The organism is Pseudomonas sp. FSL R10-0399 (genome assembly GCF_009600165.1).
Taxonomy (GTDB): domain Bacteria; phylum Pseudomonadota; class Gammaproteobacteria; order Pseudomonadales; family Pseudomonadaceae; genus Aquipseudomonas; species Aquipseudomonas helleri.
The window spans coordinates 1-22,737 of record NZ_WIWK01000100.1 but is presented as its reverse complement, the minus strand read 5'-3'; the positions used below and the strand labels follow the sequence as shown (position 1 = coordinate 22,737).

The following is a 22,737-nucleotide window of genomic DNA, read 5'->3' as shown; positions in this document are numbered from 1 at the left end:
GGCGCAGGAGCGACAGCAAGGGCGCCGCGCTCGAGTGGTGAGGCCGGGCACCGGATTCGAAATGCCGGTCTTGCGCAATGCCCAGTTCGCGGCTGACGCCCAGAGTAAAGCTGTCGCCGAACCCGGACGGCAGCACCCAATCGATGTCGCTGGCGTTCAGTCCTGCCCGCTCGATTGCCGTTTGCGCGGCGCTCACCGCCAGCGGATGCAGGCGTTCAGCCAGGGCAGCGGGCGTCAGCCCCCAAGGATTGTCGATGGCTGCGCCATAGTGCACCGCCGAGGCGCGGATCGACCCCCAGCCTGGCCCAGCCTCACCGTCGCCATCGAGCAAGATGGCCGCTGCGCCGTCGCCGTACACCACCAGGTCACCCCAGGCGCGAAAGAAGGGGTAAAGCCACTTGTCGGACGCCACCAACAGCACCTTGCCGCCAAGGCTGACCAGCGCTTCGATCATGCTCAGAGCGTTGAATACCCCCGCCGTCCCCGCTTGGCCGATGGCGAAAGGCAAGGCTTTGGGCAAACCCAGTGCATGCTGGATGCGGCCTGCGACCGATTCATTGATGCGTTGGTTAAGCGCGGCATTGGTCACCACAATGTGGGTCACCTGTGCCAGCGTTTCGGCCGGAATCTGCTCACGCAACAGCGCGACCGCTTCCAGCGCCAGGTCGGCGCCGCTTTGCACAGGGGGCGCTACCGGCAGTTCGATGCTCGCCGTGGGAAGCAGCCGAAGCGTTTCTTCGGCGTCGATCCTGCCCTTGCCGCGCGGCATGGAAAAGACCGCTGACTTGTACAACAAATGGCCATAGCCGATGTTTTTTTCCCGGGCTTGCACCGCCTGGAACGGGGATGTGTCGGGAACGTGAGAAGCGATAGCGCGAATTCGAAGCATGGTGCTATTCCGTGACCGTAAGTGAGGTAGAGAAAAACTCGGAAAACTGCTGCTTCAACTGCTTTCGGTCGATCTTGCCGTTCGGGTTGCGCGGTAAAGGCGAGTCATGGAAGGACACATGCAACGGCACCATGTAGGTCGGCAGTTTTTCCCTGCACAGCTTGATCAATGCCTGGGCGGTGGTCTGTATGTGCGGGTGGGCGAACAGGCTGATGATGATGGCTTCGCCTTGTTGCGGATGCGGCACACCAAACGCTGCCGCCTCGGCCACGTCATCCACGGCAAACAGGACTTCTTCGACTTCGGTGGGGCTGACGCGATAGCCGGAGGTCTTGATCATGTCGTCGCTGCGCGCAACGAAATACAAAAAGCCGTCGCTGTCGCGGTAGACGATATCGCCCGACCAGACCGCTGTTTCGGTGCGTGAAATCTGCGAGTCCGGGCGTGGCCAAGGACGAAAGCGCTGAGCGGTCAGCTCGGGATCATTCCAGTACCCGAGCGTGACAAATGCCCCCCGGTGCACCAATTCACCATGCTCACCCGCCGTACATTCGGTGCCGTCCGGGCGCATCACGCGAATATCGGCGTTGGGCACCGCCTTGCCGATGGAGTCGGGCCGTGTAGCGGCTGCTTCCGGTGCCAGATAGGTCGAGCGGAAAGCCTCGGTCAAGCCGTACATCAGGTAGGGCAGCGCATGGGGGAATGCGTTTTTGAGTTTTTCCAGCAAAGGCGGTGGCATATGCCCGCCGGTATTGGCAAAGCAGCGAAGGCGTGCGCCGGTAGGCTGCGGCCACTGCACTGAGGCCAGTTGCATCCAGAGGGGCGGCACGCCGGTAATCACGGTGACGCCATGGGCTTCGCAGAACGTCGGTACTTCGCTCGCTTGCAGGAAGTCCAGCGGCGCGTAGCACGCTGCGCTGGCCAGCGCCGTGGTCAGTTGGCTGAGCCCGGCATCGAAGCTCAGCGGCAATATGCCCAGGATCACGTCATCGGCCCGCAAGCCCAGATAGTGAGCGACGCTATAGGCGCCAGACACCAGGTTACGCTGCGACAGCACCACTCCTTTGGGCCGTCCGGTTGAACCGGAGGTATACAAAATGGCCGCAGGGTCACTGTCGGTGACGGCGCTGTGTGCGTCATCAAACGCGGCATCGGTCGGCGTGTCCGGGTGATCGGGCTGCAGTCTTTCCAGCGGCCAGGCATCGATTTCGATGTCCTTGACCATCGCCTCGATACGTCTGAGACGTGGGCCCGTACTGACGAGCAAGCGCGCACCGCTGTCCAGCAGGATGTGGCGCACCTGTTGCTCTTTGAGCTGCGGATTGATGGGCACCAGGATCGCACCCCGGGCATTGATCGCCAGGAACATGACCACGGTTTCGTACTGCTTGCCCGCATACACCGCGACGCGTTCGCCCGCTTGCACGCCGCTATCGGCCAGCCTCTTTGTCGTCAGGCGCACGTCTTGCAGCAGTTCTGAATAAGTCGCCATCTTTGCGCCCTGCGCGAACGCTCGGCGGTCGCCATGGTGGTGCGCGCTGTCTTTCAACAGGTCGTACAAACTGATGTGGGCGGTCATGGTGACGTCCCTAGGATTGGTGGATATAGGTGTGTGCGGGGCTCTGCGAGAGAAAGGCGCTGACGCTGTACGTCTGGTTGTAGGCGCCGCAGTTCTCGAAGATCACCAGATCGCCCACGCTTGGCGGCGCCGAAGCGTCATGGCTCCAGCCGATCACGTCGGCGCGGCTGCAAGTGCTGCCCACGAACTGGATCGGCAACGTAGGCGCATCAACCGGCGCCTGCTGGCGCCGCAGCAGACGCGGCTGCGCGTACTGCTTCAACATGGATTCAGTTTTGGCCAGCAAGAAGTTGTGGCTCAGGCCACCGTCGCAGACAGCAACGTAGCGCTCGCCCAACGCTTTGACTGAACGCACGCGGGTCACGAAAGTGCCTGCACCCGCGAAGACGCCGCGTCCGGACTCATGGATGACCTTGAAGTCTTTTTGCAGCGGCGCAATACGCTGGCGATACGCGTCAAACGTCTGCGCCTGGCTAGGGAAGTGCTCGGAGAAACCGCCACCGACGTTAAGAAACTCAACCGGCATGCCGGTCAGGCGTGCGACCTGCGGCGCAAAGGCCGCGAGTGCGTGGGCCAGGGCGGCAGCATCGGCACCCTTGTCATCGATATGAAAACTGTTGGAGCCCGCAAACGTATGGAGGCCGACGACGGGCACGTTGGCTTGGGTCAATGCCGTCGTCGTCAGCAAGGCGTCGTGGCGGCTCATGCCGAAATGGTCCGCCGGGTGTTTGCCCGAACTGACCAACTGGCCCGCGTTCAAGCGCAATACCGTATGCGGTGCGGCCTGTTTACCGATGACGTTAATCAATCGCTGCGCCTGCTCCAGGCTGTCGATAATGAACGTGCAGCGTGAAGCCAGGGCCGCGCGCATGAAATCTTCATCCATGGACGGGTTGTTCACGTATTTGGGGGCGTTGATGCGGCCCGCCACAATATCGAGCTCGCCCAGGCTGGCCAGCTCCACACCGTCGATGAACACGTGGCCGCAACGGATCAACAGATCCAGGTTGGGGTTGGCCTTGAGCGACACAATCAACGGCGTACCCAACCGCTCGCGTAAATCAGCGTAACGCGCCATTACGACAGTAGGGTCCAGTACATAGCACGGCGTTTTAAGACTCAGAAGCCATTGATCGGTCGCTGCTGCGTCGTCCCGAACCGGCGGGGAGGCGTGAGTGGTTGTCATGTCAATTCACCGGATGAAGGGTCAAGGCCGAAAATGAACCGTTGTCCGATTCCGTGATGTTCATCAGGTGTGCCCCGGCATCGACTTTGCTCAAGCCCCTGTCGGCCAGGTTGATCGCCAGGTCCGAACCAAAGGAGTGACCTTTGTTCAGGATGTTGTCGGTATAGAGCGTGGTGGCGGGAATCGCCATGGCACCACAGAAGGCGTTCCAGCCAGAGTGGTTGGAGTTGTAAGGCAAAATGCAGGTGAAATCGCGGAGCGCTATGCCACAGTCGGCCACGGCTTCCATCATGACTTTGCGGGTGTAGTGCCACTCCAGATTGAACATGGCCTGCTTCACCGCGTTGTTGGTCACGGAGCCCAGATACCAGCTGCCATAATTGCGCACGGCCGTCGCGCCGACCCGGTTACGGCGGCTGTTACGGGTCACCAGCAAGCACCCCGCGCCATCACTTAAAATGCTCGCCTGCAACACTCGGTAACGCTCGATGAAGACGCGGTCGGACGAGACGATCAGCACCGAGTGCAATTGGCTGTGCACTTTCATCAGCGCCTGGGCCATCTGAATGGCGACGCTGATCGATGAGCAATTGAGCTGTGCGATCGACCCGGCCCACACAGGGTTTATGCCGAATGCCGTGGCCACTTCCAGCGGCAGGCTGCGTGGCGCTGGCGGTACGCTGAACAGCCCGGTATGCACGTGAATCACCGCCCCGATGTCGCTGCCTTTAAAGCCTTGCTCGTCTTGCAGGCGAGCGACTGCGCGCTTGGCCAGCTCGACCTCGTCGATGTCCGGTGACACATGGAAGTAACGGCAGCCCGCATTGCGGATCATGTCAAAGCGCTCGGCGGGCAACTTGTGCTGCTGAGCCCAGTCATGGAGGTCCTGGCGTTCGCCGGGCAGTTCGTAAGCGGCGGCGTCAATACCGATGGTGAAGGGGGCGGGGCTGTGTGTTGCCGCAGTAGTTGGGGGCATCATGACTGTCTTCCTTGTTAAGCCGGCATCGGCATGGCGGCGTAGTCCAGCACTCTGAGCTTTTCAAAGGCATCGCTCACACGGGGCGTCAGCAAGCCCATTTCGCGGATGGTCGGTACCAGCCGCCGGAAAATGGAGCGGCGCATGGAGTTGGCCACTTCCGAACTCCTCACCAGGTGGCTGCACTCTCTTTTGGATAAGCCCATCGGCTCCCATATGTCGTCGGCGCACAGGTGCTCGTACAAGGTGTAAGCCCCTTCCACCACAAACTCTTCGCGTTCCTTGCGTTCAGTGCTGCTCATTTCTTTGTACACACTGCCCAGGGTGATACGGCCAATGGCGAAGTGGCGCGCTTCATCGCGTTGAATACGCGTCATCAGGTCTTTGATGAACGGGTCTTTGGTGTAGGCGACCATGCTTTGAAACAGTGACAGCGCAATGCCCTCCACCAGCACTTGCATGCCCAGGTTGGTCATGTCGAGTTTGTTGGTGGTAATGGTCTCTTCCAGCAGGCCTTTGAGCGCCTTGCTCATGGGGTAGCTGATGGGCAGCTTGCTGTTGACCAAGCGACCAAAGGCTTCGATATGACGGGCTTCATCGATGATTTGCCCGGCGGCGCAGAGTCGGGCCGAGAGGCTTTCTTCGGCCACCGCCAGCTTCGATGCGCAGATCAAGGCCGCCTGTTCACCGTGCAGTACCTGCGACAGGGTCCAGCCTTGGGAGTGATGGCGAATTTCGGCACGGTTTTGTTCATTCATTTTGTTCCAGACATCGGTGCCGTAGATCAGCAACGTGCCGTCCGGCATGCCCAGAGGGTTGTCCGGGTTGAGCTCGTAGCTCCAGTCGATGTCGGTATTGACATCCCACTGGTTGGCCTTGGTCTTCTGATACAGCGCATTCAAGCTGTCATCGCTGAAGTCGTAGGTCTGCGACATGAACGCATCGACCGAGAAATTCCACTTGATCGGCTGGCCATCATCGAGTGTCTGTTCGTGCTCTGTTTGCATGATCACCCCTGTACGTGCGTGCATTTCGATTGAGATGTGGTGAACGGCTCATGCACAGGTGATGGGTGCACCTGCGCTGTTAAGCAGTCCAGTTCGGGTAAGATCCACTCGGAGATGGCTGGCGTTGGTGCGCAATTCCAGGCAGCGATGTGCAGGCGGTTATCGCCGCCGTCCCACAGGTCGCGCCGAATCTGTTCGGCGCTGATCCAGACCACCGGTGTCGGTAGCTGGCGTGCCCAGAACAAGGCTTCATTGCTTAAGTGGGCGCCCAGCGTTACGCGTGGATCGAGCAGGTTCTTTGGCAACGCAAGGTCGATGGACGGCATGCGTACCTGCGCCAGGATCAGCGTTTGTTCGCCGCAGCTGTCCCAAATATGCCGGGCCAGCGTCGACAGAAGGGTGTAGTACTGCTGGTTATTGACCAGCACCGGCGTGGGGTTGTCGTGTGCGTACACGCTCCGGCGTGCATAGTCGTGGGTTTCGAACAGTGGCAGGTTGCGAGCCGAACAGGGGATCGCCCGGTTGTTATCCGGATTGCGCTGCAACAGCAGCGAACAGGTGTGTGCGTTCTTCACAGTTCACCTTCCAGTGCAAAGTGCAGATCGGGTGCGAGCGTTATCTGGGCAATCGAGAAATAGCCGTTCATTGCCAGCGAAGACACGATGCAGTCACTGCCGGGGTGCGCGGAGCCCGCGCCCAGCTCGGCCAGTAGCGAAAGCCAGGGGTCGCTGCCGAAGGAATGACCGAATCGCTGATAATGGTCGGCGTGCACGCAAGCCGTGTCGAAACACTTGAACAGGGCGCGACGTGACATCTCGGGAAAGAACGGTACCGCGACGCCTAAGCCAGGCCGGCTTTCGGTGAAACTGCGCAGGCTTCGCCCTAATTGCAGCAGGGCATTAGCCTGGCTTGCAGTGCCGATGAGCAGCATGTTGTTGGGCTCTGGCATCACATCAATCACTAACGTGCAGATGCCAAAACCGGATTTACCCCAACGGTTGTTGCCTAGCCAGTAAGTAAAATTGTGGATATCCGTGTCGACAATCTGCAGTAACAACCTGCGACGACCGTTGAACTGAGCCTTGCCCTGGATATACCGCAGGATGAAACCCCAGCCCGTGCATTCGTAGGCGTTGGTGACCCAGTCAGGGCGGCGCCCGTAACGGCTGGCGAGCGCCTCCTGGAAATAGCCTGCATGGGGCGAACCGTCAGCCAAAAACTGCGACAACACGGTAGAGCTCACCACGTAATCGTCGATGGGGCCTGCGTGGCTTGCATAACGGCAAGCCTCTTCGCCGACCCGCTGCCCCAGCGCCAACGCCGCATCCTCCAGGCTGACCTGGGGCGACACAAAGGGCGTTTCGGTGCGCCGGTAAGCAACCGTATGGACCCTGAAAGCCGGAACGGTGCCAAGCGACGGCGTTGATGCAAAGGGCGGCGAGTTCGACATGGTGAGCTTCTGGTATGAGGGTGATTGGCGATCAGGCGACTTGTTGCTGCTGCAACTGGCTGTCGATTTGCTCCAGGGTGGTGTACTGGGTGATGTTGAGTTGCTCAGGATCAATGGATCCGTAGAGCTGTTCGCAATAGACGATCAGCTCAACCACGTTGAGTGAATCGATACCCAGCTCGCCCAGGCCGACATGGGTGTCGACGGATTCGATATTGAGAATCTTGGCGGCTTCCTTTTTCAGAAGTTCCAGCGTGTTGAGGGTGTCAGTCGTCGTTGTCATAGGTGCTTCTCCTGGGGGTACAGCGGGTTAAATTGACTCGGGTTCAGGCTTGGCCACGCGCATGCTTGCGCGCAATTCGTGATAACAGCGGTAAGAGCTGCCTTCCATTTTGGTAAACGCCAACAGGTCACGCTGGTCGAGAAAACTCGCCACGGCGCCGCGGCTGACCAGATGCAAAAGCAGTTCATTGGAGGCGAGTTTCAGTGCCAGCACGCGGTGCACGTCTTCGCTCTCGTAGCGGTCGGCGAGCGTCTTGGTGCGTGCGGCAGCGGCGATGAAGTCGCGGGACGCGCGCTCGTCTGGCGTGAGTTCGAGGCGCCCCTGACTTGTCAGCCATTGCAGGTGGGCCATCAGTGCGCGCACCAGAAAAGGTCGTACTGTTGTCAGGTATTTATTGAGTACCGCAGGCCCGCCCACTTTCAGGCGGTCTTCCTGGGCAACCTGCACCGTGCCCTTGACGTTCCCCAACTGCACGACATCGCCCAGAAAGGGCTCGCCGCAGAGCGTTCGCTTGAGGTTCTTGTATTGCTCGGGCCAAACCAGGAAGGCCGACGGGAAAAACGAGCCAGGCGTGCGGGCGGCAACGATTGCCATGCCATCAAGGTTGGCGTACATGCCCCAGACCTTGTCGATGTGCAGTTTGAAACCATCCCCTTCCGGCTGGGCGACCGTGCGCCAGCTCGTGAGGGTAGGGCCGCCGGCATCACTCATCAGGAAGCGCAGGGCGCTGCCGGCATCAATGCTGGCGCGTGCCCGTTCGTATTGATCCGGTGTCAGAAACAGCGAAAACAAATGGGCGAAGTTCTGCATGAAGGATCGGTAGTGCAACGCCAGACCGTCTTGCTCAATGCGCTCCAGAATAGTTTCCAGATCATGGGTCGGCTGCGACAGGGCCACCGAGGGCCGGTTTAATTGTTCGGCAGCCTCATAGTTGTGCATTGTCTGCGAAATCAACATGTCTGAATCCATCAGTCGCACTGAGGCGCGCGAAATAATCTGGATCAACTGAGCAGGAAGTTCGCCATAGAGGGATAAGCGGTGAAGAACCGGTTGCGCACACACATTCAATAATGAATGGCGTGACGAACCCGTCTCCCCACCTTGCATCAAAGTGTGCATAGTGTGTGATCCAGTAATTAAAAGGTGCAGTGCGTCAGCGTGTCGATGTCACAGCGTTGCTTGTGCGTTAACTAATAAGTTGCGCTGTCTCGGTTTTATCTATGTTGTCCAACGCCAGTTGGAGATAAATGCTGCGGCATTCCAGACGCTTAAGTTTGTTGCTGGTAGTGCGTGGCAAACTTCCGGGAGGGACGAAGGTAATGGCGTGCGCACCAAATCCAAACTTGTCGCGCAACTGGTTTTGAAGTTGACTGCGCAGTTCTATTTGATCCTGTTTCGCTTCAAGCTCGATCAGAATAGCCAGGCTCTCGGTTCTCTGTGTTTCGTCGTAGATACCGAAAGCCGCTATTGCATTGCCACCGCTGGCCAGTAAAGGGTGTGATGCAATAACGTCTTCAATTTCATGCGGGAAATAATTACTGCCCCGAATAATGATGAGTTCTTTCTTGCGGCCAAGGACAAACACGTGTTCATCCACTCGATAACCGATATCACCGGTCGCAAACCAGTCGCCGCTTTGGTACTGCTCGGTCTGGCCTTCGGCGGGCAAATAGCCGGACATGACTGACGTACCGCGTATAAAGATTTCGCCGACTTCACGGTCCTTGGCGTCAGAACGGTCCAGCGCCTTCACGGCAACCTGCATACCCTCAATCGGGCGCCCCATCGACAGCACGGTTTCTACCCTGCGAGTGTTGGCGTCGGCGCGGCGAGCCTGCCAATGGTCGATCACTGCGCCGGAGTCGATACGGTCAGCAATGACGTAGGAGAGCGCCTGCTTGTCGTAATTGAAGTTCGTGTTATGCATGGTCACTGCCAGCGTCGATTCCGCCATGCCGTAACACGGTTGCAGCGCAGAACGTGAAAGACCGTGCGGTGCAAAAGTCTGTGCAAACTCCTTCAGGCAGGCTTCATCCACTCTTTCGGCGCCGACAAAGATATTGCGCAACTTGCTCAGGTCGACGTCTTTCATTGACGCTTCGCGGTAACGGCGAATGCAATACTGCAGGGCGAACGTCGGCGCAGCCGTGGTAGTTGCGCCAAAACTGGACATGCGCTTGAGCCAGCCAAGCGGGTTGCGAATAAAGCTGGCCGGTTGCATCAATAGCAGGGGCGCCTGGTAATACAGGTTCGACAAGAGCGTCACCAGGCCCATGTCGTGATGCAGCGGCAGCCAGGACGCAGAGGCGTCGCCGCGCTCAACACTGTAACCCACCACTGCGCCGATACCGCGCACATTGGCGATGACATTCTGATGACTGAGGATGGCGGCCTTGGGGCGGCCGGTCGAGCCCGAGGTCAGTTGCACATGATGGCCGCTGTCTGCCTGGCAGCGCTCCACACGCACTGGAAACCCTGCACTGGCAGCGAGCTTCACCTCTTCGCTCGAGAACACCCGTACAGGCAGGTGGGCAAGCAAACGCTGTAGTGCGGGTGTGTTGCTCTCGGATGCGATCAGCAAGCGTGGTGCAAACAACTGACAGGCCACGTAGATCTGGTTGCGCGGGGAGTCGGCCATCAGCCTTCCGGGTAGCGCTACCGTGCAAGGTAAAGCGCCAATCAAAACGCACCCGGTCAGTAACACCAATTGATCGATGGAAGCCGGCAGGGCAAGGATAACCAAATCATTACGAACAACCCCCAGTTCAGTCAGGGCTGAAGAGACTGCCAGCGCTTGTTGTGCCAACGCCGCATAGGAAATGCTTTTTTCTTCCCCGTTCTCTTCTATAACCGTAATGTGGCGCAGTGCACTTTGCTGTGGGTTATCCAGGGCGCACAAAATAGCATCGATCATTGTTTCCAATTTCCGATCTCCGGGCAGTCAGACAAACAAGGCTATTAAATAGTGAAAGTGCAGTGTGGTACTCGAATGAGGGTTCAAGCCTGTAATGCCCTATTCGAATGACTCTAATAGATGAAATTATGTTTGTAAATATGTCATGAAAATTTTCATTTACGTAAACATGGGTGTGTGCACTGCGTTGTTGCTTTGTTTTGATGTGGGGCTGTAGTTGTTTAATCGTCTAAACATTGGGTGTGCCATATAGGGTGTTTTGTATTTAAACGGCCTGCGCAGGTGTTCCCTTTTTGTAAGGGATGTCTGATCTTAACTGTGCGTATTGTCTTGATAAAGTTGTTGGGTTTATGCGGTTTAAACTTGTTTTAAAGTTGTCGTTTATTGGCTCTTGTGCGGAGTTCTAATAAGAGTGATGCCCTTCACATATTGAGAGCTTGATTCACTGTTAGCTACGTATGAAGTTTCTGGTGTCTGATCTTCTGGTTACACATTTTGTCTGGCCGTGTATTTTATGGCGGTCACTTCAGGCAGCCCCCGGTCGATGATTGCTGGCGCCAGAGGTGGCATTGACTACGCTGTAGGTGATCGAAAACACAGACGTGCCCTGTATCGAACCTGATCATTTGGTACGGTGGGTCTATCAAGGATGTGCATGGGGCCCCGGGTTTGTCCAAATTCAAAACAGTTTTTGTGTTCCTCATCCTGTTGCTCTCAGGCAACGGCATGCTTCAAGCGGCACCCACCCTGGCCTCGGTCATCAAAGCCGAAGAGACCGACGGCAAACCGCCGGTACTGTTCGATGGCGGGCTGCTCGGGGTGTTGGGTTCCAGCATTGATGATGTGCAAGACCAGTTGGGGCTGAGCAAGCACTTGCTGGATATCTGGCGCCTGCGTGCTGAGCGGGCAGCCCATGAAGCCGGGGTGCTGGCCGACAAGGTGGTCGAGCAGCCTGATAAGAATGGAGTGGGCGACTTTTTCGTGTTGCTGGTCATCTGGTCTGGTGTTTTTGCCGGGCTGATGCTGGCGGGCAAACTGCTGGTGCGGTCTTTGAACAACACTCGCATCGTGCAAGCGCGTCCGCGCCTGCAAAGGCTGCTGCGCGCCGGAGTGCCGTATTTGCTGCCTGCGGTGCTGTCGTTGGTCGTCATTGTGTTCGGCAGTCACTTGCTGCCCAGCTCAATTGGCCGTGCTCTGGCAGTCTGTTTGACCTATGCCGGCAGCAGCGGGGTGTTTTGTGCGGCGCTGGTGATGTCATTGATCGCGATGCTCGATGCCGGACACAAACGGCCCGCCGTGCAGATTATTCGTCAGCACTGCGTGCGTCCGTTGTTCGCGATGGGGTTCTTTGCCGCGTTGAGTGACGGGATGGACACCCCGCAGGTCGGGCTCACGCTGGGTGCCAATGTCGCCAGTTGTCTCTCTATATTCTCGGGGTTGGTCGCGTGCGCCGTCTTTGCTTATCTGGCGATCAAGTTGCGTCGTCCAGTGGGGCAACTGATTCGCAATCGAGCGCTGGCGCAGCGCTTGGGGCAGCCTGCTTTCCAGGAGTCGCTGCGGATTTTCTCGGTGCTCTGGTATTGGCCCATTCTGCTCATGCTGCTGGTCTCGGCGCTGGACCTGGTGGGCGTTGGCGAGGGCAGCGGGCGGGCGCTGCGCAGTGCATTGCTGACTTCAGGTTTGCTGATTGCAACGGTGTTTCTGGGCTCGCTTTTGCACCACTCATTCACCACACTCCTGCGCTCCAACGGCGCCTACCGCGTGCGTTTGATGATGGTGGTGTATGTGCTGTTGCGCATTCTGCTGGCCGTGGCCTTCATCGAATTACTCGCGCAGATCTGGGGGTTCTCTGTGTTGGCGTTTGCCTCCGATAGCCACACGGGGCAAGTGATCAGTGACTCGCTTGGGCACATCCTGCTGATTTTTCTGGTCACCTGGCTGGCCTGGGTGGTGATGGATACCGCCATTCAGCAAGTTCTGGAGCCTCCGGTTACACGGCGCGGCACTCACGCACCGAGCACCCGCATCAGAACCATCCTGCCGTTGATCCGCAATGCGATAAAAGTGGTGCTGGCGGTGATCTTCACCATCACCACCCTGGCCAACCTGGGCGTGAACGTGACCCCGTTTCTGGCGGGCGCGGGGGTGATCGGCCTGGCGATCGGTTTTGGCTCCCAGCAACTGGTGCAAGACGTCATCACCGGGCTGTTCATCCTCATCGAAGACACCATCTCGGTGGGCGATTGGGTCGAGATCGACTCCAACCACGCCGGCACGGTCGAAGGGCTGACTATCCGTACCTTGAGGCTGCGCGATTCACGTGGTTATGTGCACTCGGTGCCCTTCGGTCAGATCAAGGCGGTGATCAACCATTCGCGGCAATTTGCCTACGCGTATTTCGCCGTCCAGTTCACCTATGACAGCGATATGGATAAAGCATCGGACTTGATCAGCGAGGCAGGGCGGCAGATCAGCGACGACCCGTTGCTCAGCCTCAGTTTGCAGGGGGCGATGAGCGTGTACGGGATCGACAGCATGAACCTCGACGGGGTCACGATTACCGCGCAGTTCAGAACCATTTCCGGTGCGCAGGGCTCTATTACGCGGGCATTCAATGAGCGGCTGAAAAAGCTTGTGGATAATTCAGCCGATGTACATTTTGCACAACATTATCCACAGGGCTTTTTGATACCTGCGCGTGACACCGGGCAAACCGCTCAAGCGGCAGCCGAACCGCCGCGTTCTGCGCTTTTGTTGCCTGATATGCCGCCTTCATCACAGTGATGGCAAATAACCAGCTGCGCAGTTTGTCAGTGACGACACGCACAGAAACCCGCAAAATGGTGGGGTCTTGATCATGGCCAACAGCTTCCACGGTTGGTTTTCTGGTATATATCACCGTTCTGAATAGACTGAGCCTGCACACTCTATGCGAATGCGCCTTATGTTATTGGGCGGCGGAAATGCTCTCGGGCAGGCGCTGATTCGTCTGGGTGCCGAGGAAGACATCAATTTCCTCGCCCCGCGTCCGCCGCAAGACGGCTGGGACGCCGCGAGCCTGACGCAGCTGCTGGACGAGACCCGTCCGGATGCCGTCATCAACCTTGCGTACTACTTCGACTGGTTTCAGGCGCGGAGCGTGAGCGAAACACGCCTTGCCGACCAGGAACGGGCGGTCGAGCGGCTCTCTGAGTTGTGCCAGCACCACGGCATCACCTTGCTTCAGCCCTCCAGCTACCGAGTGTTTGACGGTTCGCGGGCCACGGCCTACAGCGAAAAAGACGAACCCGTCCCGCTCGGCCTGCGCGGTCAGGCATTGTGGCGTATTGAACAAAGCGTGCGGGCCATCTGCCCGCAACATGTTCTGCTGCGTTTCGGCTGGTTGCTCGATGACAGCCCCGAAGGCAGTCTGGGACGGTTTTTGGCTCAGGCAGAAAAGCCCGGCGAATTGTTCAAGGCCGATGATCGACGCGGCAACCCGACACCGGTCGATGACGCCGCCCGGGTCATCATTTCGGTGCTCAAACAACTCGATTGCGCGGCGCCGCTGTGGGGCACTTACCACTACGCCGGGCATGAGGCCACAACGCCGCTGGCGCTGGGCCAGGCCATCCTGGATGAAGCGCGTCACTTACACCCGCTGGCCGTCCAGGCGCCAACCCCGCAGGCACACGCTGCATGCCCTGATGCCTCTGAAGAGCCACAGCATGCAGTACTGGCCTGTAAAAAAATCCTTCACACCTTCGGGATCAAACCTCGCGCCTGGCGTGCAGGGCTCCCGGCTTTACTGGACAGGTTTTATCGACATGGCTGACGCTCCCGTTTTAATCACCGGCGGTGCCGGCTTTATCGGCTCCAATCTGGTAGACGGCTTGCTGGCCAAAGGTTATGCCGTGCGGATCCTCGACGACCTGTCGACGGGCAAACGCAGCAACTTGCCTCTGGATAACCCCAAGGTTGAACTCATCGAAGGCAACGTCGCCGACGCGGCACTGGTCAAACGCGCCATGGCCGGTTGCAGCGCAGTCGTGCACCTGGCCGCGGTGGCCTCGGTGCAGGCCTCGGTAGACGACCCGGTAAGCACTCACCAAAGCAACTTTGTCGGCACGCTCAATGTGTGCGAGGCCATGCGCGAAGCGGGCGTCAAACGTGTGGTGTTTGCCTCCAGCGCTGCGGTCTATGGCAACAACGGTGAGGGCGAGTCGATTGTTGAAGACACGCCTAAAGCGCCGCTGACCCCTTATGCTTCGGACAAGCTGGCCAGTGAGTACTATCTGGACTTCTATCGCCGCCAGCACGGTCTGGAACCGGTGGTTTTCCGCTTCTTCAACGTCTACGGGCCGCGCCAGGATCCATCCTCGCCGTACTCGGGAGTGATCAGCATTTTCAGCGAGCGCGCTGTAAATCGCCTGCCAATCACCATCTTTGGGGATGGCGAGCAAACCCGAGACTTCATCTATGTGGGAGATCTGGTCGGCATTCTGGTGCAGGCCATTGAAGCGCCACAGGTTGAAGAGGGCGCCATCAACGTGGGCCTGAACAAAGCCACCACCCTCAAGCAAATGCTCGAAGCCTTGAGCGAAGTGGTCGGCGAACTGCCACCGATCAGCTACGGCCCGGCTCGTGCGGGTGATATCCGTCACTCGCGTGCAGACAACACTCGCTTGTTGCAGCGCTTCACCCTCGGTGAAACCACACCGATGAACGTCGGTCTGACCCGCCTGCTGGGGCGTTAACAACCCGAGTAACACTTCAACACCTTGTGGGAGCGGGCTTGCTCGCGATAGAAGCGACGCGGTTTTACAGAAAACCGCATCGTCTGCATCGCTGGCAAGCCAGGCTCCCACAGGTTTTGAAGTGCACCTTAAAAGGCGCTTTTTTCTTGCCGCTTGAAGCTAGAGGCTTTTAGCCAAGCGCTGCGCGCTTAAAACTTATAACCCAAGCCGACCATGTACACGAAAGGATCAACGTCGACGTTGACCTTGGCGCGGGTACCATCGCCTACGGCGCTGTTGTTGACATAGGCGTGCGTGTCGATATCGATGTAACGCGCCTGGGCGTTGATCATGATGTTGTCGGTCAGCATGTAGTCAGCACCGATCTGCCAGGCCACGCCCCACGAGTTGGACGCGCGGAAGTTGTCGAAACCTTCAGCCGATGCGCGGCTGGCCACGTGCTCGTCGTAGATCCAGGTGTAGTTGATACCGGCACCCACGTACGGTTGGAACACTGACTTGGAGTCCAGCGGGTAGTACACAACGCTCAGGGTTGGCGGCAAGTGCTTGAGGGTACCCAGCTTGCCGTTGGCTTGTGGCAGGCCAGTGTTTTTGAGTTTCACGTCATGCTCAAACGGGGTCGCGGCCAACAGTTCGATACCCACGTGATCGGTGATCATGTAAGCAAAGTTAAGGCCCAGTTGCGTGTCACTGCTCATGGTCGCCTTGCCGCCCAGATCGGTCCCGCCCAACGAGCCGCGGTCCACTTTGACGTGGGAGCTATCGGCTTTCGGGTTTACCGTAATGGCACCGGCGCGCAGGATGATGTCACCCTCGGAATGCGCGTGGGCCAACGGTGCGACAACGGCAAGCGCAAGCGCGGCGGCGCTAAGCAGGGACTTTTGCATGGGAGCTCCATTGGGATATTTAAAATTTATATAACCAATGGTAATGAGCAGCCGGGCCCGTTCTGTTGACCCAGCTCAATGAAAAGTGAAGACGTGAAAATTTCGTGAACGACTGCCGGGTCAGTCCGGCAGTTCGTAGACCACGATCTTTTGTGCATCCATCTGATAGCCCGCGTCAGCCAAGTCGCTGGTGCTAGGCTTGACCTGCAAGGCACCGACGATCCAGTACGGTTGATACAGTTCGTCGACCTGAACCCCGACTTTACTGGTCACATGCACGATCTGGTTGGACGGCGGAGGCGGCACGTGGATGCACGCGCCAAAGTACGGCACCAGCAGAAACTCCGTGGTACGCCCCTCTTCATTGACTTCCAGCGGCACGATGTACCCCGGCAGGCGAATCAGTTGGCCATCGAGTTGCGTGACCACGGGGGCGTTGGGCAAGTCCTGCTTGGCCGCCGGAGCGGCCTCCATATCGCCCATCTGCGACAGGTCATGCAGCGGCGTCATGTTCGGCACTTCTGGCGGCGCGTCTGGCGGAATCATCTCTGACCACGTCAGCTCTTTCGGCTCGGCCGCCCACAAGGGTGTGCTCACCCAGAGAAACAGCGCCAGCAGCACACCAGACATCGCAGCTTTTTTCATTAACCTGAGCTCATAAACGAATGGACAGACCATCGGCCAGCGATTGTCGGTAAGCGCGCCATGCCGGTACGCAGCCCATCAGCAGGGCGGCTGCCAGAATACCGCCGAGCAGCGTCCATTCATATTCACTTGGCCAGGCCAGCGGCAAATAGATCCCATAATTCGATTGCACATACCCCTGGGCCAGCGCGATGCATACGTACAGCAAGCCGACGCCTGCCACCACGCCTGCCAAGGCCAGGGCCAGTGCTTCAAACACCAGCAGTGTGGCGATATGCCAGGGCCGGGCACCGACCGAACGCAGGATCGCCATCTCGCGGCGGCGCTCATTAAGGCTGGTCAAAATAGCCGTCAGCATGCCGATCAATCCCGTAAGCACCACAAACAGCGACACCACGAACAGCGCCTTTTCAGCGGTGCTCATCAGGCTCCAGAGTTCCTGCAACGCCACGCCGGGCAGAATCGCCATCATTGGCTCACCGCGAAACTCATTGATCTCGCGTTGCAGGGCAAAGGTCGAAATCTTGCTGTTCAGGCCGAGCATAAACGCCGTAATGGCCTGAGGCGTCAGGTCCATATTGCGCGCCTGGTCGGCAGTGACTCGTGCAGCGCCCTGGGCAGGCACGCCGTTGTGCCAGTCGACATGGATCGCCTCCATACCGCCGAGGCTGATATGCAGCGTGCGGTCCACAGGCGTGCCGGTGCGCTTGAGAATACCGACCACGGTGAAAGGTTTGTCGTCGTGTTTAACCAGGCTGACCGCCGCCACGCCGTGGGCCAGCACCAGCTTGTCACCCAGCTTGTAATGCAGCGCCTCGGCCACTTCGGCGCCTAGTACGACCTCGAACGGGTCGGTCTGAAAGGCCCGACCGCTGGCCAGTTGAAGGTTTTGCCGATGGCCGTATTGATAGTGCTCAAAATACGCCTCGCTGGTGCCCATCACCCGGTAGCCGCGGTGTGAGTCACCCAAGGACATCGGGATCGCCCATTTCACTTTCGGGTTATTGGCGAAATGCTCGAAGCTGTCCCAGCGAATATTGTTGGTGGCATTGCCAATACGAAACACCGAATACAGCAGCAAATTGACCGACCCCGAACGCGCCCCCACGATCAGGTCGGTGCCGCTGATGGTGCTGGCAAAGCTGGCGCGGGCTTCGGTGCGCACCCGCTCCACCGCCAGCAGCAGGCACACCGACAGGGCGATGGCGAATGCGGTGAGGATCGCGGTGAAGCGTCGGTTGGCCAGACTGGCCAGGGCTAGGCGAAACAAATACATCTCAGACCTCTGCCGGTGTAGCGGCGCGATTAAGTTCAGACAACGACAGGTTGCGGTCGAAGAGCGTGGCCAGGCTTTGGTCGTGGCTCACAAACAGCAAGCTGGCGCCGGCCTCCCGGCACTCGGCAAACAGCAACTGGATAAACGCTTCGCGGGCGTCCGCATCGAGGGCAGAGGTGGGTTCATCGGCGATCACCAACTCGGGCTGGCCGATCAGCGCGCGGGCGGCGGCAACACGTTGTTGCTGGCCGATGGACAGCAAGTCGGCACGGCGCTCCAGCAGGGCCGGGTCTTTGAGGCCCAAATGCGCAAGCAGGGTTTGCGCGGCTTTGGCAACGCTGCCGTGGCGCTGGGCGGCGCGGCTGGCGCGCAATTTAGAAAAGTGACACGGCAGTTCAACGTTCTCGCGCACGGACAAAAACGGCAGCAGGTTGAACTGCTGAAAAATATACCCCGTGTGATCAACCCGAAATCGGTCCCGGGCGCCTGAGCCCAATTCACTCAGTTCTTGCCCCAGCAAACGGATCGTCCCCTGACTGGCTTTTTGCACGCCGCCCAGCAAACCCAGCAAGGTGGTTTTACCGCTGCCGCTGGGACCTTTCAGAAACAGCGTTTCGCCGGGTTCAAGACGGAAGGCCGGAATATCCAGCAGCACCGGTTGCCCGGGCCAACTGAAACTCAGGTCATTGAGTTCGATAAGTGCTTGGGTCATGGGGAAGGGTTATCGCCTGCCAGTGAGAATGTTGACGTTGTAGTCGCTGCCTAAGGCTGCGATAAGGGCCGCAGGAGCTTCAACAGCAGGGTTGCTGCGCACCCCATCGCAGCCTTCGGCAGCGACTACAAAGTGGGGAGTTTAGAACTTCAGGGTTGGCGCTTTAGGCGTCAGCTCAGAACCTTGCTGGCCGCTGCCACCAATCAATTGCACCTTGAGTTTGTGGGTGCCCGGGAAGGTCTTGAAGAACTGGGTCAGATCCAGTGCTTTCAACGCCTCGGGGTTGGCGCACGTAAATGCATAGTGCGCTTCTATGTCGCTGTGGTGGTGTTCTGTTTTTGCCGCACCGGCTTCTTCAGGGGCGGCTTCGAACAACGGGCTGTCCAGGTCTTGGGCTTCAACCACGCACCCTGCGGCCTTTGGCAGGCTGAACAGGGCCAGCGGGTTTTCCAGTTGAGTGCGTGCGGAATCGACCTTGGCCTTGTCGGCGTCTGTGGTCGCAATGTGCTCGAAACCCACGATGTTGACGGACGGGCCGTCGAGGTCCAGCTCCAGGGTTGGGCCGTCCAGGGCCACATTCAACGTCCCGACACCATGCTCGTGGGCACCCAGGCTGCCGTGTTCATGGTCATGATCGTCGGCGGCGTGAGCCATGGTCAGCGGCAACAGAGCAAACGGCAAAGCAAGAAGCAAACGGCGCATACCACGACTCCAGCAAAAATGTAATTAAATGTTATGTAATCTTATAACAATCAATTCGAGATTTTGCCCGTGTGCTTGGCGTTCTGCAAGCCGCATGGGAGCATGCCCCATGAAATTTGAGGAGCAGGACGATGGTGCGAATTCGCGGAACGATAGGTGATTGGCCGGTTGACCTGACCGTAGAGCTGGATGAGGGCGACTGGGCGAAGCTGGGCGCACAACTAAATGTGAGCGAAGCTCCAGTCGCTGCGACGCCCGCCAAGCCCGTAAGCCAGGACGATGCGCTGTGGGAAACCACCAAAGACCTGCTGCGCAACGCCGGGCAAATCACCGGCCCGGAACTGCTGAGCCAGCTCGAAGCCCTGACAGGCAGCACCGGCGCGGGCAAGCGCCTGTTGGTGCGCCTGCGTCACAGCAGCCAGGTCAAAGTCGTCAGCGGCGTCGACTCACCGCTCTACAGCTGGATCGAATAACCCCGCAAACCCACCCCTGTAGGAGCGAGCTTGCCTCGCGATCTTTTGACCTTAGTACAACGCCGCAAACAGCTTGCGGCGATAGGTCGTCACCAGCGGGTGGTCATTGCCCAGCAACTCAAACACTTGCAACAAGGTTTTGTGGGTGATGCCTTCGTTGTAGCTGCGGTTGCGGATGAACAACTTCAGCAGGCCTTCCAGAGCACCCTCATATTGCTGGCGGGCCAATTGCTGAATCGCCAACTGATACGCCGCCTCATCATCTTGCGGGTTTTGCGCCACGCGGGTTTTCAAATCAGCCGCGTCTGGCAGCTCTGCCGCCTGGCGCAGAAACGTCAATTGCGCCTTGGCACCGGCCAGTTCGGCTTTATGCTCATCGCTCTTAACCGCGTCCAGCACTGCTTGGGCTTCGGCCAGTTCATTGCGCTCAGCCAGGCAGCGGCCATACAAAATCAGCGCTTTGGCGTTGGTGTTGTCTTCAGTCAGGATGCCTTTGAGCAACGCTTCAGCATCGGCAAAACGGCTCTCGGCAAACAGCGCCTGCGCTTGCTCCAGAGGGTCTGCTTCTTCAGGCTCAGGCATTTCAACGTGTTTCTCCAGCAAGGCGCGCACGGCGGACTCAGGCAAGGCTTCCTGGAAGTGCTCGACCGGCTTGCCCTCTTTAAACAGCACCACGATGGGCAGGCTCTGAATACCGAAGTGTTGAACCAGTGCGTGTTCAACGTCGCAGTTCACCTTGGCCAGCAGCAACTCGCCCTGATAACTCTCGGTGATTTTTTCAAGGATCGGCAGGATCACCTTGCACGGTGCGCACCACTCGGCCCAGAAATCCACCAGAACCGGTTGCTCGTGAGAAGCGTCGACCACCAGCTTCTGAAAATCGGCTGCGGTCACGTCGAAGCTATAAGAAGGCGTAGTTTGAGTCATCGTGCATCTCGAAACAGGTAAATGAAGGCAACTATAAAGGCTGCACAGGCAGGCTTAAAGCCGCGTGCATGCGTTGCGCGTGATACAGGCTGACGTTGCGAAACTCGTGGGGTTCGGCCAGGTCCGGCAAGGTCAGTGCCTTGAGGCTGCCCAGTTGTTGGTACAGCGGATGCTGGAAATCGCGCACCCGGGAATCAGCGACCAGCGTTTGCTGGCCGCGAGTCAAAAACTGATCCAGCAACGGCAAGTTCTCGCGGTCGTACAGCACATCCGCCACCAGGACCAGATCGAAGCGGTCAGCTTCGGCAAAAAAGTCGCTGGAATAATGCAGCTGTACGCTATTGAGTTCGGCATTCGCCCTGCAGGCCGCCAGCGCCAGAGGGTCCAGGTCGCAGGCCACCACTTCCAGCGCACCCGCCTTTGCCGCCGCTATCGCGGCAATCCCCGAACCGGCACCAAAGTCCAGCACGCGCTTGCCTTGTACCCACTGCGGTTGCTCGTCCAGGTAGCGCGCCAGCGCCAGGCCGCTGGCCCAGCAAAAGGCCCAATACGGGGGCTCATAGAGAATGCGCCGGGTCTCATCGGGGGTGAACTCACGGTCCATGTTCTGCGCATCAATCAGCCAGAGCTTGAGTGCCGTGCCTGGCAGCTCGGTGATGACCAGGCGCGCATCGCCGAGCAATGCGCGTAAAGACTGTTGCAGGTCGAGCGGTGTGTTCATGGTGCACTGACAAAGGCCAGGGTGCCCACATTCTGCGTCGACGGCTGGCTGATGATGCGCGAGGGCAGGTGCAGGATCAATTGCCCGGACTGGCTGGCCCGCCCGCGCAACTCAACCCGTGCCCCGGCAGGGAAGGCTTCAGGGTTAAAGCGCAGCTTGAAGGGCAGCGGCTGGTTATTGCCAATGATCTTGCTGCTGGCCATCAGCCCCTGCGGGCGGCCGCGTTCGTCAACAATCAGGATCGCCAACTCCACCTCGGCGCCTTTAGGTGCCCCGGTCAGCACGCCGCTGAGTTCACGCTGATACGCCGGCAGCGGCCCCAGATCGGCCGGTGCGTCGGTTTCTGGCTGGGCCAGCACTTGAGTTTGTGGCGGTTTGGCTGGCTCGCTGCTGCAAGCGGCCAGCAAACCGACGAAACACAGCAAAACACACGTTCGTAGTGACATGAGAAGCTCCAGCGGCAGGTCAGTCGACGTCAAAAATTGTGTAAAAAGGTAGTCGGCGGACTGTATACCGTAAAGCCTATGGCTTGTCTTGCTAGTGGGATGCGCTACCATGGCCCTCCCATTTTTTGTTGCCGCCACCATGCACTGTCCATTCTGCGGTGCCAACGACACTAAAGTCATCGACTCGCGTCTGGTCGCCGAGGGCGATCAGGTGCGCCGCCGGCGTGAATGCCTGGCCTGTGGTGAGCGTTTCACCACCTTTGAAACAGCCGAGTTGGTGTTACCGCGACTAATCAAGCAAGACGGCAGTCGTCAGCCCTTTGACGAAGAAAAACTGCGCGCCGGCATGCAGCGAGCACTGGAAAAGCGCCCGGTCAGTGTCGAGCGCCTTGAAGCTGCGCTGGCCCATATCAAAAGCAAGCTGCGCGCCACCGGCGAACGCGAAGTCAAATCGCTGGTCGTCGGTGAGCTGGTCATGACCGAGCTGCAAAAGCTCGACGAAGTGGCCTATATCCGATTCGCCTCTGTCTACCGACGCTTCCAGGACCTCAACGAGTTCCGCGAAGAGATCGATCGACTCGCCCGTGAGCCTTCCAAAGAATGACCCTGACCGCCGAACAAGCTGTTTTAGACGCCCATTACATGGCGCGTGCCATCGAACTGGCGCGCAAAGGGCTGTACACCACTCACCCTAATCCACGGGTCGGTTGCGTGATCGTGCGCGACGGGCAGGTGGTGGGCGAAGGCTGGCACGAGCGTACGGGCGAGCCCCATGCAGAAGTCCACGCTCTGCGTGCCGCGGGTGCGTTGGCCCGTGGCGCTACCGCCTACGTCACCCTTGAGCCATGCAGCCACCACGGGCACACGCCGCCATGCGCCGATGGCTTGCTGCATGCGGGCATTGCCCGAGTGGTTGCAGCCCTGTCTC

General features: G+C 58.8%; 24 protein-coding genes. 6 read left to right on the top strand and 18 right to left on the bottom strand.

Features of this window, described 5'->3' with window-relative positions; translation table 11 throughout:
• From GHO41_RS22855 to GHO41_RS22810, 10 genes are all read right to left on the bottom strand, one after another.
• Window positions 1–889 (bottom strand): hypothetical protein (locus GHO41_RS22855; RefSeq protein WP_153434733.1); only part of this gene is annotated, 889 nt, incomplete at its 3' end.
• A gap of 4 nt (window positions 890–893) precedes the next feature.
• Window positions 894–2,468, bottom strand: a complete 1,575-nt coding sequence (locus GHO41_RS22850) for an acyl-CoA ligase (AMP-forming), exosortase A system-associated (RefSeq protein WP_153434732.1) — start codon at window positions 2,466–2,468, stop codon at window positions 894–896.
• A gap of 10 nt (window positions 2,469–2,478) precedes the next feature.
• On the bottom strand, window positions 2,479–3,654 hold the full coding sequence (locus GHO41_RS22845) for a PLP-dependent decarboxylase (RefSeq protein WP_153434731.1): 1,176 nt from the start codon (window positions 3,652–3,654) through the stop codon (window positions 2,479–2,481).
• A gap of 1 nt (window position 3,655) precedes the next feature.
• Window positions 3,656–4,633, bottom strand: coding sequence for a hypothetical protein (locus GHO41_RS22840; protein WP_218580276.1), 978 nt, complete (start codon window positions 4,631–4,633; stop codon window positions 3,656–3,658).
• A 14-nt stretch (window positions 4,634–4,647) separates the two neighbouring features.
• The gene (locus GHO41_RS22835; protein WP_048388963.1) at window positions 4,648–5,637 is read right to left on the bottom strand and encodes a ferritin-like domain-containing protein; all 990 of its coding nucleotides are present in this window, start codon (window positions 5,635–5,637) and stop codon (window positions 4,648–4,650) included.
• Between the two features lie 2 nt (window positions 5,638–5,639).
• Window positions 5,640–6,212 (bottom strand): hypothetical protein, encoded by a 573-nt coding sequence (locus GHO41_RS22830; protein WP_153434730.1) that lies wholly within the window; start codon window positions 6,210–6,212, stop codon window positions 5,640–5,642.
• On the bottom strand, window positions 6,209–7,087 hold the full coding sequence (locus GHO41_RS22825) for a hypothetical protein (RefSeq protein WP_153434729.1): 879 nt from the start codon (window positions 7,085–7,087) through the stop codon (window positions 6,209–6,211). Before GHO41_RS22825 ends, GHO41_RS22830 begins: the two co-directional genes overlap by 4 nt.
• A 31-nt stretch (window positions 7,088–7,118) precedes the next feature.
• Window positions 7,119–7,370 (bottom strand): acyl carrier protein, encoded by a 252-nt coding sequence (locus GHO41_RS22820; protein ID WP_048373891.1) that lies wholly within the window; start codon window positions 7,368–7,370, stop codon window positions 7,119–7,121.
• A 27-nt stretch (window positions 7,371–7,397) separates the two neighbouring features.
• A complete protein-coding gene (locus GHO41_RS22815; RefSeq protein ID WP_218580275.1) occupies window positions 7,398–8,327 on the bottom strand; it encodes a hypothetical protein in 930 nt (309 codons plus the stop codon).
• A 229-nt stretch (window positions 8,328–8,556) separates the two neighbouring features.
• Complete coding sequence (locus tag GHO41_RS22810) at window positions 8,557–10,284, bottom strand: AMP-binding protein (protein ID WP_153434735.1); 1,728 nt, start codon at window positions 10,282–10,284, stop codon at window positions 8,557–8,559.
• A 669-nt stretch (window positions 10,285–10,953) separates the two neighbouring features.
• Here GHO41_RS22810 and GHO41_RS22805 point away from each other — a divergent pair.
• The 3 genes from GHO41_RS22805 (at window position 10,954) to GHO41_RS22795 (ending at window position 15,020) form a co-directional block, all read left to right on the top strand.
• Window positions 10,954–13,068, top strand: a complete 2,115-nt coding sequence (locus tag GHO41_RS22805) for a mechanosensitive ion channel family protein (RefSeq protein WP_256678830.1) — start codon at window positions 10,954–10,956, stop codon at window positions 13,066–13,068.
• 145 nt (window positions 13,069–13,213) lie between these two features.
• Window positions 13,214–14,098, top strand: a complete 885-nt coding sequence (locus GHO41_RS22800; RefSeq protein WP_048373885.1) for a sugar nucleotide-binding protein — start codon at window positions 13,214–13,216, stop codon at window positions 14,096–14,098.
• The gene (locus GHO41_RS22795; RefSeq protein WP_153434727.1) at window positions 14,091–15,020 is read left to right on the top strand and encodes an NAD-dependent epimerase/dehydratase family protein; all 930 of its coding nucleotides are present in this window, start codon (window positions 14,091–14,093) and stop codon (window positions 15,018–15,020) included. Before GHO41_RS22800 ends, GHO41_RS22795 begins: the two co-directional genes overlap by 8 nt.
• Window positions 15,021–15,208: 188 nt before the next feature.
• Here GHO41_RS22795 and GHO41_RS22790 read toward each other — a convergent pair whose 3' ends face one another.
• The 5 genes from GHO41_RS22790 to GHO41_RS22770 form a co-directional block, all read right to left on the bottom strand.
• Window positions 15,209–15,907: an OmpW family protein gene (locus GHO41_RS22790; protein WP_153434726.1), complete on the bottom strand. Its 699-nt coding sequence runs from the start codon at window positions 15,905–15,907 to the stop codon at window positions 15,209–15,211.
• A 120-nt stretch (window positions 15,908–16,027) separates the two neighbouring features.
• Entirely contained in the window at window positions 16,028–16,537 is a 510-nt protein-coding gene (locus GHO41_RS22785; RefSeq protein ID WP_048373919.1) for a DUF3299 domain-containing protein, read from the bottom strand.
• A 25-nt stretch (window positions 16,538–16,562) separates the two neighbouring features.
• Window positions 16,563–17,828, bottom strand: a complete 1,266-nt coding sequence (locus GHO41_RS22780) for an ABC transporter permease (protein WP_153434725.1) — start codon at window positions 17,826–17,828, stop codon at window positions 16,563–16,565.
• 1 nt (window position 17,829) lies between these two features.
• Window positions 17,830–18,540, bottom strand: coding sequence for an ABC transporter ATP-binding protein (locus tag GHO41_RS22775; protein WP_153434724.1), 711 nt, complete (start codon window positions 18,538–18,540; stop codon window positions 17,830–17,832).
• A gap of 141 nt (window positions 18,541–18,681) precedes the next feature.
• Window positions 18,682–19,242 (bottom strand): DUF2796 domain-containing protein, encoded by a 561-nt coding sequence (locus GHO41_RS22770; protein ID WP_048373876.1) that lies wholly within the window; start codon window positions 19,240–19,242, stop codon window positions 18,682–18,684.
• Window positions 19,243–19,373: 131 nt separating this feature from the next.
• Between GHO41_RS22770 and GHO41_RS22765 the strand changes: the two genes are divergently transcribed.
• The gene (locus tag GHO41_RS22765) at window positions 19,374–19,715 is read left to right on the top strand and encodes a hypothetical protein (protein WP_048388948.1); all 342 of its coding nucleotides are present in this window, start codon (window positions 19,374–19,376) and stop codon (window positions 19,713–19,715) included.
• Between the two features lie 51 nt (window positions 19,716–19,766).
• Here GHO41_RS22765 and GHO41_RS22760 read toward each other — a convergent pair whose 3' ends face one another.
• The 3 genes from GHO41_RS22760 to GHO41_RS22750 are packed head-to-tail and all read right to left on the bottom strand — an operon-like array spanning window position 19,767 to window position 21,809.
• On the bottom strand, window positions 19,767–20,642 hold the full coding sequence (locus GHO41_RS22760) for a co-chaperone YbbN (RefSeq protein ID WP_153328484.1): 876 nt from the start codon (window positions 20,640–20,642) through the stop codon (window positions 19,767–19,769).
• A 31-nt stretch (window positions 20,643–20,673) separates the two neighbouring features.
• Window positions 20,674–21,363 carry a methyltransferase gene (locus GHO41_RS22755; protein ID WP_153390863.1) on the bottom strand — a complete coding sequence of 230 codons (690 nt, stop codon included), beginning with the start codon at window positions 21,361–21,363 and terminating at the stop codon, window positions 20,674–20,676.
• Window positions 21,360–21,809 (bottom strand): YbaY family lipoprotein, encoded by a 450-nt coding sequence (locus GHO41_RS22750; RefSeq protein ID WP_048367771.1) that lies wholly within the window; start codon window positions 21,807–21,809, stop codon window positions 21,360–21,362. The genes GHO41_RS22755 and GHO41_RS22750 overlap by 4 nt, the downstream gene beginning before the upstream one ends.
• 139 nt (window positions 21,810–21,948) lie before the next feature.
• Between GHO41_RS22750 and nrdR the strand changes: the two genes are divergently transcribed.
• Together nrdR and GHO41_RS22740 are read left to right on the top strand one after the other, a co-directional pair.
• The gene (gene nrdR, locus GHO41_RS22745) at window positions 21,949–22,413 is read left to right on the top strand and encodes a transcriptional regulator NrdR (protein ID WP_048367842.1); all 465 of its coding nucleotides are present in this window, start codon (window positions 21,949–21,951) and stop codon (window positions 22,411–22,413) included.
• Window positions 22,410–22,737 (top strand): deaminase (locus GHO41_RS22740; protein WP_256678829.1); only part of this gene is annotated, 328 nt, incomplete at its 3' end. The genes nrdR and GHO41_RS22740, both read left to right, overlap by 4 nt.